General features: G+C 42.2%; 8 protein-coding genes. 2 read left to right on the plus strand and 6 right to left on the minus strand.

Annotated features, from left to right (window positions below; genetic code table 11):
- Positions 1-31: 31 nt before the first annotated feature.
- The 4 genes from EI164_RS11295 to EI164_RS11310 all read right to left on the minus strand — a co-directional run bounded on the left by EI164_RS11295 (position 32) and on the right by EI164_RS11310 (position 5,225).
- Positions 32-502, minus strand: coding sequence for a hypothetical protein (locus EI164_RS11295; protein WP_192520063.1), 471 nt, complete (start codon positions 500-502; stop codon positions 32-34).
- Positions 503-742: 240 nt separating this feature from the next.
- Complete coding sequence (lspA, locus tag EI164_RS11300; protein WP_192520064.1) at positions 743-1,378, minus strand: signal peptidase II; 636 nt, start codon at positions 1,376-1,378, stop codon at positions 743-745.
- The gene (gene ileS, locus EI164_RS11305; RefSeq protein WP_192520065.1) at positions 1,371-4,208 is read right to left on the minus strand and encodes an isoleucine--tRNA ligase; all 2,838 of its coding nucleotides are present in this window, start codon (positions 4,206-4,208) and stop codon (positions 1,371-1,373) included. The genes lspA and ileS overlap by 8 nt, the downstream gene beginning before the upstream one ends.
- Before the next feature lie 300 nt (positions 4,209-4,508).
- Positions 4,509-5,225 carry a GntR family transcriptional regulator gene (locus tag EI164_RS11310; RefSeq protein WP_192520066.1) on the minus strand — a complete coding sequence of 239 codons (717 nt, stop codon included), beginning with the start codon at positions 5,223-5,225 and terminating at the stop codon, positions 4,509-4,511.
- 138 nt (positions 5,226-5,363) lie between these two features.
- Here EI164_RS11310 and EI164_RS11315 point away from each other — a divergent pair, with 138 nt between their 5' ends.
- Together EI164_RS11315 and EI164_RS11320 are read left to right on the plus strand one after the other, a co-directional pair.
- Positions 5,364-6,062 (plus strand): aspartate/glutamate racemase family protein, encoded by a 699-nt coding sequence (locus EI164_RS11315; RefSeq protein ID WP_192520067.1) that lies wholly within the window; start codon positions 5,364-5,366, stop codon positions 6,060-6,062.
- 103 nt (positions 6,063-6,165) lie between these two features.
- Positions 6,166-7,524: an NCS1 family transporter gene (locus EI164_RS11320; RefSeq protein WP_192520068.1), complete on the plus strand. Its 1,359-nt coding sequence runs from the start codon at positions 6,166-6,168 to the stop codon at positions 7,522-7,524.
- A 145-nt stretch (positions 7,525-7,669) separates the two neighbouring features.
- On the opposite strand, the gene EI164_RS11325 is transcribed toward EI164_RS11320, so the two are convergent.
- Entirely contained in the window at positions 7,670-8,221 is a 552-nt protein-coding gene (locus EI164_RS11325) for a protein disulfide oxidoreductase (protein WP_192520069.1), read from the minus strand.
- A 175-nt stretch (positions 8,222-8,396) separates the two neighbouring features.
- On the minus strand, positions 8,397-10,034 hold the full coding sequence (locus tag EI164_RS11330; RefSeq protein WP_192520070.1) for a carbon-nitrogen hydrolase family protein: 1,638 nt from the start codon (positions 10,032-10,034) through the stop codon (positions 8,397-8,399).
- Positions 10,035-10,661: the final 627 nt, after the last annotated feature.

The following is a 10,661-nucleotide window of genomic DNA, read 5'->3' on the forward strand; positions in this document are numbered from 1 at the left end:
CGTATCAGCAAGCATTTAATCTAAACGGCAGTTACACAGAATTCGGGATGGTCTCCCATTGGTTCATATTAAGTGGATCAATCGTATCTTGTTCTTTGTGTATTAGCAGGCAAAATACGTAAATATCTGCTTGTCGCATCGTTGTATTTGAACGATTATCTATTTTAGCATCCCAGCCTTTAGTAGGACGTATACTAAATTGAATAGATGATAATTTTTTTTGATGCCATGTTTGAATAAAAGCACCTGATTTCACCTCAATTTTAATACCTTCTTTAGTTTTAATATCATATGCATCCCATTCTGCTCTATGACTATGATTCTCGCCAAGAGCAGATGCAACAATATATTCTGCTAAAATACCTCTCATAGTGTTACTTACTAGATCAGAGCTAGACCATTGCCAAAATGATAACAATTTTTCATTGAGAGGCTCTCCTTCAATATGGAAAAACTCTTCTCCTGACTTACATTTAACTTCTAGAGCGGGGTATTGTGTCATAACTTTTCCATAGCTTTTGTGAGTTATACCCAGTGCACCGATAAGAAATATTAATATAGCTAAGCCGTAATTTATCAGCAATCTTCATTTATAAGCATGCGACTGTATGGCTAGTTTTAATCTCTCAATATATACAATATTTGATTGTAGCGAAATCCTAAGCCAAAAAAAAGCGGATTACGAATACGTAACCCACCTTTTCTATTTATAAATCAAACCAGTGTACCTAACGACACGCAATTATGACTGTGGTACTTCACGCTTCTTTTCTAAAAACAGCATATCAATGACAATCAGCGCAACACCGATAGTGATGCCCATATCTGCGATATTGAAGATAGGATAATGCCAAACATCAGCATTGTGTACATGGATAAAGTCGATGACGTGACCATGTAGCAGGCGGTCGATTAGATTACCAACTGCACCGCCCAGCACCAATGCCAGTCCGAAAGATAATAGCGTGGCTTTACGTGGTGCCTTAATCAGATATACGACTAAAAACAGCGACATCAATAACGCCAATCCTGCAAAAAACCATTTTTGCCAACCACCAGCATCTGCCAAAAAGCTAAAAGCAGCGCCGTAGTTATATGCCAATGTCCAGTTCAGGAATGGCTCAATTACAGGTACTGGCTCATGAAACGTCAGCTTGGTTTCAGCCAGCCATTTCGTCCATTGATCAATGATGATGACGACCAATGACAACAGATACCATGTAAATGCACGACTGCCATTAGCGATTATTTTTGGCGTTTTTGTCAGGCGCCCTTTTGGTGTCGATGAGCTACCAGTCGTCGCATGCGCAGGTTCAGGTGAGCCATCACTTTGGATACGTGGTTGCTTACTCTCTGGTGGTTCTGTTGAGTTAGGCATAATGACGAACCTCACCATCACCGCTGACATTGGTCACACAGCGTGCACATAACTCAGGATGAGCACTATCAGTACCAATATCATCACGGACATGCCAACAGCGTACGCATTTGGTACCAGCCGCCGCACTGATATTTACAACCAAGTCTGCTGACTCTTCTGTACTACTATCTGTTTGAGCTTCTGTAGTTGCTGTTTTAGCAGGTGCAGCGCTCATTGGCTTTAAGGTAGCACTGCTAGTGATGAGTACAAAACGTAGCTCTTCGCCAAGCTTGGCTAAGCTTTCGTGCATTGCACCATCTGCATATAGCGTGACATCAGCAGAGAGATTGGCATTGATGATTTTTTCGCCACGTGCGGTTTCGATATGTTTATTGACCATGTCTTTGGCACGCATGATGTTTTGCCAATCATCGTTGCTGATAGTGCTTAGCTCAAGAGCAGGGAACTCATACCATTCTTCGGTGAATACATAGCCTGCTTCGTTACCGTTTTTACCTTCTAACACTTCCCACGCTTCTTGCGCGGTGAAGGACAGAATCGGTGTAATCCAACGAATCAACGCATGAGCGATATGATAAATAGCCGTTTGGGCAGAGCGGCGTGGCTGTCCATCAGTTTGCGTGGTGTATTGACGATCTTTGATGATATCTAAGTAAAAACTACCTAAATCCTGCGAGCAAAACGCGGTGATATGCTGAGTGACTTGGTGAAAGTCCATTGCATCATAAGCGCTAACGATTTGAGCTTGTACGGTTTGCGCACGTTCAATGATGAACTTATCAAGGCTAACCAGCTCATTGAGATCAACGCTATTGGTGGCTGGATCAAAGTCATCAGTATTGGCCAATAAGAAACGTAAGGTGTTACGGATACGGCGATACATATCGATTGCACCTTTAAATACTGTCTTACCAGCACTCATCTCGTAACGGTAGTCACTAGAGGCAATCCACAGACGCAACATATCTGCGCCCGTTTTATTGATTTCATCTTGTGGCTTGATGATATTGCCCAGTGACTTACTCATCTTGCGACCATTCTCATCAACCACAAAACCATGGGTCAATACTTGCTTGAATGGTGGACGCTCATATATGGCTTCGGATGTCAGTAATGACGTTTGGAACCAGCCGCGATGTTGGTCAGAGCCCTCTAGATACATATCCGCTGGGTTGGTCAATTCATCACGCTGATCAAGTACCGCAAAATGCGTCGTTCCTGAGTCAAACCAAACGTCTAGGGTATCAGTTGCTTTATCATAGTCAGCTGCCTCGCTGCCCAAGAAGTCTTCACAGCTGGCATCAAACCAAGCTTCAACACCGCCTTCATTGATTTTTTGTGCTGCGACTTCCATCAGCTCAAGGGTGTTTGGATGTAGCTCACCTGTTTCTTTATGAGTAAAGAAAGTGATGGGCACACCCCATGTACGCTGACGTGAAATACACCAATCAGGGCGACCATTCATCATAGATTCGATGCGGTTCTGTCCCCATGCTGGCGTCCAATTGACGGCAGGAATGTCAGCAAGTGCACGCTCACGCAGACCTTTGGCTTCCATATTGATAAACCACTGCGGCGTTGCACGGAAGATAATTGGTGACTTATGACGCCAGCAATGCGGATAGCTGTGTTCAATTTTGGTATGGTTGATTAAGTGACCGTTATCTTGCAAAGCCGCGATGATTTTAGGATTGGCTTTATAGATGTGTTCACCAGCAAACACCGCAGCACTATCTAAATAGACACCTGTGCCGCTCACTGGGTTTTCAACTGGCAAGTTATACTGAAGACCCACGATATAATCGTCGAGACCATGACCGGGTGCAGTATGGACTAAGCCAGTACCACTATCGGTAGTCACATGATCGCCTAAGATAAGCGGCACTTGGCGGTCTTCAATCAATGGATGCTGCGCGCGCAGACCTTCAAGCTCACGTCCTGATACCGTTGCTAAGACACCTTTATTTTCTAATTTAAGTTCCTCTACTGCTGTTTCAACGAGATCGGCAGCCAATAAAAAATTACCTTTTTCAGTCGCGACGACACTATAGTCACTGTCAGGGCTGACGGCGATGGCTTGGTTGGCAGGCAACGTCCAAGGAGTCGTTGTCCAAATGATGGCAGCGATATTGCCCAAGTCAGCTAAGGCTGCAACCTTGTCAGTATCGAGCACGTCAAAGCTTACATAGATGGCGTCGGATACTTTGTCTTGGTATTCAACTTCGGCTTCTGCTAGCGCAGAGCCACAGTCTAAGCACCAGTTGACGGGTTTCATACCGCGAGTGACGTGACCGTTTTCATAGATTTTGGCCAGTGCACGCACGATATTGGCTTCTTGGTGAAAGTTCATCGTTAGATAAGGGTTGTCCCAATCGCCGAATACGCCCAAACGTTTAAAGTCTGCTTTTTGTAGTTCGATTTGAGTGCTCGCATATTCACGGCATAGACCACGAAACTCCGTTGCAGATACTTTTTTGCCGACTTTACCGACTTTGGCTTCGACCTTTTGTTCGATTGGTAGACCATGACAGTCCCAGCCTGGTACGTAAGGCGCATCAAAACCTGATAAGGTTTTTGATTTTACGATAATGTCTTTTAGTACTTTATTGACGGCATGGCCTAAGTGAATCTGACCGTTGGCGTATGGAGGGCCGTCGTGCAGAATATATTTAGGAGCACCGATACGTGATTGGCGAATTTTGCCATATACATCATCTGCCTCCCAAGCAGCCAGCCAATCTGGCTCGCGCTTGGCGAGGTTTGCACGCATCGCAAATGGCGTGTCTGCAAGGTTTAACGTGTCTTTATAGTCGATAGATTCGGTCATAAGTAGTGTCTTTATCTAGTTATATAGTAAAAAGATGGTCATGCAATTCAATACGTAAAACGATGATTTCTAAATCTGTCAGGACGGCTAATGCAATCAAAGCCATCTATTATAGGGCAAATCACTGATTAAAAATAGGGCGCAAGAGAGTCTGTGTTGAGCAGGAAAAGGTGTGTTTGAAATTTAAAAACCCTGTTTGATATGAATAAGTTGTCACACTTTGAATCAATTTACTGCAATTGATTCAAAATGCTTAAAACGTTCAAGGTGCAAAATGCATAATCAAGAGACAAAGTATGTCTAAGTGGTAGTAATCGTCAGCTGCTCTGCCAATGTAGAAAAGGCATTTGTTTTATGTTCAAAGTTAAGACTAGACTGCAAATGATGAAGATGCTCATCTATCAATAAAATAAGTTTTTGTTCGTCTCTTGCTTCAATCGCTTTGACGATACCTAAATGCTCATCTTCGGCACAGCTAGAAGAGCCCACTTCATTATATAAACCAATAATCAACGTGGTGCGCAATGTTAGTTCGGTTAAAAACTTTTCTAAGACTTGGTTCTTTGCAATAGTCGCGAATTTCATATGAAACTCTCGTGACAATCGTAGCTCCGCAGGCTTATTTCCTTGTTTTCGCGCCTCGGCCTCAGACGCAATCATACGGCGCATATCAGCGATATCCTCTGCATCGGCATTTTTAATCACGCTGCAAGCCAAAGTGCGCTCAATAGTACGACGAGCTTCGAACACATCTTCTGCTTCTTTAGGGGATGGTGTGGCGACGAATGCACCTTTATTAGGTCGTATTTGTACGACATGCATCGTAGCAAGGGTTGAGAGTGCACGCCTGACATTTGCCCTATTACAGTTGAACAAGTTACTCAGCATCTGCTCACCAAGTTTTGTTCCGGCAGGCAGGCGTTGTTCTGATACTGCAGACGTGATTGAGTTAATGATTGCCTGTTCTGGCATCTCATCAGTTTGCGTTTTTAAGTTTTTGGTTTTTGATGTAGTCATAGCCGGAATTATAGTGTGCTCTCCTTCTTTTAACAACAAAAATGAAGTTATCTATTGTATTGTTAACAAAAATAGTTAACAATGATTATTAACAATATTTTGTTTTCCCATATCAAAAGCCACGAAGAGTGAGATTTTATGCAGATTCTAGTAATGAACCCAAACTCAACGGTATCTATGACAGATAAAATTGTGGACAGTGCTCGTCAAAGAGTTAGTGCTGATACTGTTCTTATCAGTGCTTCAGGAACAAATGCACCTGCTTCTATTCAAGGACATTATGACGAAGCGATATCTGTACCAGGTCTATTGAGTCGTGTACAGCAAGCTGAAGCTGAAGGCATCGATGGTGTGGTAGTAGCATGTTTTGATGATCCAGGTATCAATGCCTGCCGTGAGGTTTTTTCTGGACCTGTACTAGGTATTTGTGAAGCGGCAGTAAAGGCGGCAAGTATGATATCGACTTCGTTTAGCGTGGTCACGACGCTACCGCGCTCAATACCTATCATTGAGGATTTGGTTCATGGTTACGGATTATCCCATCGATGCCGACGTGTACGTTCTGCGGCCATACCGGTACTTGCACTAGAAGAACCTAATTCAGGCGCACGTGAAAAAGTTCGTGATGAGATTCTACGTGCTGTAGCAGAAGATAACTGTGAGGCAGTGGTATTAGGTTGTGCGGGCATGGCTGATTTAACAGAGTGGTTGACGAAAGAGACAGGGGTTCCAGTGATCGATGGAGTAACGGTAGCGGTACGTATGGTTGAGGCCTTGGTCGGCTGCGGCCTGAAAACTAGCAAGATTGGTGCTTATGCACAGCCTATTAAAAGTTAAATCAAGGATAACTGCACATGTAAATCATTAACGACTCGAAGCTAAGGAACTTGTAACCGAACGATAGATTTTTTCAATATACTTTTTAGGGAAGGAGAAAGTGATGGGAAATGCAAAAGGTAATACAGTAACGCTAGGCGTAGACTCTCTTGAACATAAGGCCGTTGGTCAAGAGAGTCTAGCACCTCAAACCACTCGTATCATGGACCCTTGGTCCTATTTATTTGCATGGTTGGGTGGTTGTGTATCTATTGGTACGTTCACCGTTGGATCGGGTTTGGTTGGTACGTTGAACTTGTTACAAGTTGTCTTAGCTATAGCAATTGGCTGTACCGTGATTGGTGCAGCTTTGATGATTAATGGACGCGCTGGCCATAAATACGGCATCCCATTTATGGTGCAGTGTCGCTCTGCATTTGGCTTTTCTGGGAGCCGTATTCCTGCTTTGGTTCGCTCAGTGCCCGCTATTGTGTGGTTTGGTTTTCAGAGCTGGATAGGTGCAGGAGCATTGAACTTAGTGTCCGATGCTTTGTTTGGTTATAGTAACCTTGTCGCTTTCTTCATCGGTTTTCAGGTTTTACAGATTGGTTTATCTGTTCTTGGTTTCCATGGTATCAAATGGCTTGAAAACATTGGCTCGATTTTTATTATCGGTTCTTTGATCTATATGTTCGTTAGCGTCATTAATAAATATGGTGATGCCATATCGACCAACCTTATAAATGTAGAAGGAACTTGGGGCACACCTTTTTGGGGTGCTACGATGTTGTTTTTGGGCGTGTACAGCACCATGATGTTGAACGTCTCAGACTATTCACGTGAGCTAAAGGAAGAGGTTGGTCTGTTTCGTCAAGTGGCTATTTATGCAAACTCGATATTACCGGCAACGCTTTTTATGGGTTTGATTGGACTAATGGTGACCAGTGCCACAGGTGAGGTTGATCCTATCAAAGTGTTTTCGAGTGCAGTAGACAATAAGCCTTTACTTGTGATTACCATGCTGTTCATTGCTTTTGCTCAGGTGACGACCAATATTTTAAACAATGTGGTACCACCCGCTTATGCACTGATGGATATTTTTAAAATTAAGTACAAAACCGCTGCTGTGCTTGTAGGGTTATTGGCCTTTGGTACGTTCCCTTGGGAGCTCGTAAAAGATGAGTCGGCAGCAGGCTTAAACTTATTTATTCAGACTTACTCAGCATTCTTAGGCCCTTTATTTGCCATCTTGGTAGTGGATTATTACTTCCTGCGTAAGCAAAAACTGGATATAGATAAACTTTATGATGAAAATGGTCCTTATAAAGGTGTCAATATGGCCGCAGTGATTGCTATGGCTGTAGGTATTGTCGTTGCATTAATTTTTTCTAGTGTCTCTTGGTATGCCAGCTTGATTCCAGCTGGGGCTATCTATTGGGTATTAATGCTCAAAATGCCTGCCGCGCAGCGTTTTATGTCGTAAAATATAGAAGATACTACATGCTCAAAGATAAAAGCCTGTTTATCCATAAGATAGACAGGCTTTTACTGATTAGAAAAGGCAAACTAAGTTGGAGAGAGGCTAGAAAAACTTATATCAGCACTGCCTATTCAAAAACTCCTGTCTGTTAAAAAACGGATGATAACCAAAGTCGTAACTTTAATGACCAAAGCGGCTGAATACCCGTTAGCCCTTGCGTCATCTCACCGTCTTTTAGAACGACATAAGAAGGTGTCACTTGTCCTTGCCAGTCATCGAAGATAAGACCTTCTTGATCGTTTATCGTCGTAAAAGCAAAGTCTTTTTCAGTCAAGTAATTCTGCAACTCTTGGTTTAATCCTGATTGGACAGCGATAGTCACGACAGAATAATCATTTGCTGCTGCTAGTTTATTAATAGTTGGAGAGGTGAAGCTACAGACTGAACACCAAGTACCCCAAAAGTATACCAGTGTTGGCTGCTCGTGACTCAGCGCGGCTAAGTCAACGGCTTGTCCTTGATAGTCTGTTAGTTGCAACTGCGGATTGGCTGGCATGACAGGTTGTCGCCACCAGTTGACCGCAGTATAAATCACAGCAAACATCAGACCATATATCATTATCGTCTTAATGGCTGAAATTATCTTTTGCTTTGGCCGCTTCTTTGATTTCACTTCTGTTTGCTCAATATCAGTGGTCATATCATCCGCTTTTTAGTTTGCATATTTTTGTCAAATGATGGTTTATCTTGATTGCCTATATTACTTTGACTATCTAGATAGTCATTACATAAACAGTAGAGAGTAGATAAAAATAAACGGCTGAAAATTAGCCGTTTATTTACAAAGCCTACTACAAGTGTGCCATGTCAATCTGTTACGGTTTTTTTGCTCGATTTTGCAAAGGGTCGCCGATAAGCACGCTACCTGAGTTTTCTCGGCGTTCCTCATCGGTCAGCTTGCTTGCTGAAATCTTGGCTTTCTTTTTCCACTTTAAGCTGAATAAATCGTCACGGCGGTCAATCAAGTTGTGCACTGAGCCTTCGTTGCGTACGTGAATAAGCTTGTCGAGATTCAAGTCAGAGAAGAATACCATTTCGGTATTGGCTGTGGTTTCAGCCATGATTGCATCATGCGGAAATGCAAAGTCTGATGGTGAAAAAATAGATGACTGTGCGTATTGAATATCCAAACTCTCAACTTGTGGTAAGTTACCGACTGAGCCACAAATCATCACATAGCATTCGTTTTCAATAGCACGTGCTTGCGCGCAGTGACGTACACGTAGATAACCGTTTTGGGTATCTGTCCAGAAAGGCACGAATAGAATGTCCATGTCATCTAATGCCATCAGACGAGCAAGTTCAGGAAACTCGACATCATAACAAATCAAGATGCCGATGCGTCCAGCATCCGTGTCAAACACTTTAACTTCGTCACCACCTTCAATGACCCAAGCGCTGCGCTCATGTGGAGTAATATGGATTTTGCGCTGTTCTTCAACCGTACCGTCACGGCGGCATAGATAGCTGACATTGTATAAAGTGTCTTCTTCATCCAACAGTGGCATAGAGCCTGTGATGACGTTGACGTTATAGCTGACCGCTAAGTGTGATATTTCATTTTTGAACCATTCGGTATAACCCGCCAAAAAGCGAATAGCAACGTTTTGATCAGTTGATTCACATAGACCCATTAATGGCGCATTAAAAAATTCTGGCAAGCAGGCAAAGTCAGAGTTGTAATCAGCCATGATATCAACAAAGAACTCAACCTGTTGTAGTAGCTCTTCAGGTGATTCTACTTCACGCATTTGCCATTGAATACCACCAATCCGCACTTCAGACTTACGTGTGTTTGGTTTATAGTCTTTTGGCTCGTAATAAATATTTGCCCATTCAAGTAGTGTGGCAAAACCTTTAGATTGTGCGTCATCTGGTAGATAAGCAGTCAAAATACGTTTGACGATAAAGCCATTGGATAGTTGAAAAGACAGCGCAGAATCATGAATTTCACGAGCCGCCACGGCATCAATATAGTCACCTGGCGTGAGGTCTTGATGGTTATGATAGTTGGGGATACGACCACCGGCCAAAATAGCGCGGAAGTTCAACTGACGACATAGCTCTTTACGAGCATCATATAGCCTGCGACCCAAACGATAGCCACGATATTCAGGATCAATTAAGGCATCCAGACCATAGATAGCATCTCCTTCTGGATTATCCCTGATAATCTCTTTTTGACCAATCAAATCATCGTAGGTATGCGGGTTAGAGAATTTGGCATAATCTACGCGCATAGAGAGGACAATACCGATCAGTTGATCATGGTCAAATAAGGCAATCTGACCTTCTGGAAAAGCATCAATCAAAGTATGAATAGTATATTTAGACCAAGCACCACCTAAGTTAACATAGACACGATCCATCAGTTCTTTTAGTTGTGGATAGTCTTTTTTCTTGATTTCTGCAATGGTCAAATGAAAGTCATCTATTTTTTCAATTTTGCTCATAACATTCCTATTTTAGATCTTCATTGGTTATTGATATTGGGGTGGTTCTTCATTTTTATTATCCTCTCTAAAACGAGGATAAGCCCTAGAAAGTATGGGGTAGTCCAGTGGTCAGGTTAATAAGTTTTTATATAAAAAAGTGATAAAAACATTTCAATCACAAAACATTAGCGTTACAATAATTTATCATTGTATTTACAATAAGTTATGAAATTATTTTATTTGATTTAGCCTGTTGGTTCAGGTAATACTAAAGTAACTTTTAGATTTAATTTCGCTGAAAAAGTGATAAAAAATCCATCAAGGTTTGCTAGAGATGGATATTTACAGTAGCTTTTGGGTAATGTCTAGGAATAACGTTCATATTGAGCCAATATTACGCTTAAATATCATTTTTTAGTAGTCTAGGTCGTGTCCTGATTTTAAAAATAGTGATAAAAATGAGACAAGTTGCAGTCATGTAAGAAAAGTAGCGCAGATAGTATCGAGGTATTTGATGCTGTTTGGCAGGATTTAGCCACTTTTAACCCATTTAAATGACTATCGATTGAATTGAGAGCACGCTCCCAGAGAGGGAGTTTCCCAAACTCTGTGTAACTGCTTATAATCCACTAACAGGAGAATAAG

This window comes from Psychrobacter sp. FME13 (assembly GCF_014861395.1).
Taxonomy (GTDB): Bacteria; Pseudomonadota; Gammaproteobacteria; order Pseudomonadales; family Moraxellaceae; genus Psychrobacter.